Origin of the sequence: Nonomuraea longicatena (genome assembly GCF_039525605.1) — a bacterium.
Lineage (GTDB): Bacteria > Actinomycetota > Actinomycetes > Streptosporangiales > Streptosporangiaceae > Nonomuraea > Nonomuraea longicatena.
The window spans coordinates 710-1,253 of sequence record NZ_BAAAHQ010000005.1; the positions used below are offsets into that span (position 1 = coordinate 710).

The following is a 544-nucleotide window of genomic DNA, read 5'->3' on the forward strand; positions in this document are numbered from 1 at the left end:
TCGAAGCCCTCGCGGCGCAGCTGGTGCCAGACCTTGCGCAGGCCGTAGACGCTCCAGTTGTCCTCGAAAACACGCCGTATCTCGGGGCGCAGCGCCTCGTCCCGTTTGGCACGATCCGACAACCGCGCCGGGTCGGCACGTTTGGCCAGATGGTCATAATAGGTGGCAGGGGCGATCGGCAGAACGTCGCAGATCGGCTCGACCCCGTGCGCATCCCGATGCGCGTCGATGAAACCCACCATCACTTCGGTCGGCGGTCGAGCTCCGCCATCGCAAAATACGCCGACGCCTTGCGGAGAATCTCGTTCGCCTGGCGCAGTTCGCGATTCTCCCGTTCAAGGGCCTTCATCTTCTCGGCCATCTCGGTCGGGATGCCGGCGCGCTTGCCGCTGTCGACTTCGGCCTTCTTGACCCAGTCGTTCAGCGTCTGCGGGGTGCAGCCGATCTTCGCCGCAATCGACATGACCGCCTGCCAGCGCGACGCGTGTTGACCCTCGTTGTCGAGAACCAGCCGCACCGCGCGCTCGCGCACTTCAGGGGAAAA

At 64.9% G+C, this 544-nt stretch carries 1 pseudogene and 1 other annotated feature; the pseudogene reads right to left on the bottom strand.

The window, feature by feature from the left end:
* Nucleotides 1-544, bottom strand: a pseudogene (locus ABD120_RS07140) (transposase); the annotation flags it as partial.
* Nucleotides 168-284, bottom strand: a sequence feature (AL1L pseudoknot). (Overlaps the previous pseudogene by 117 nt.)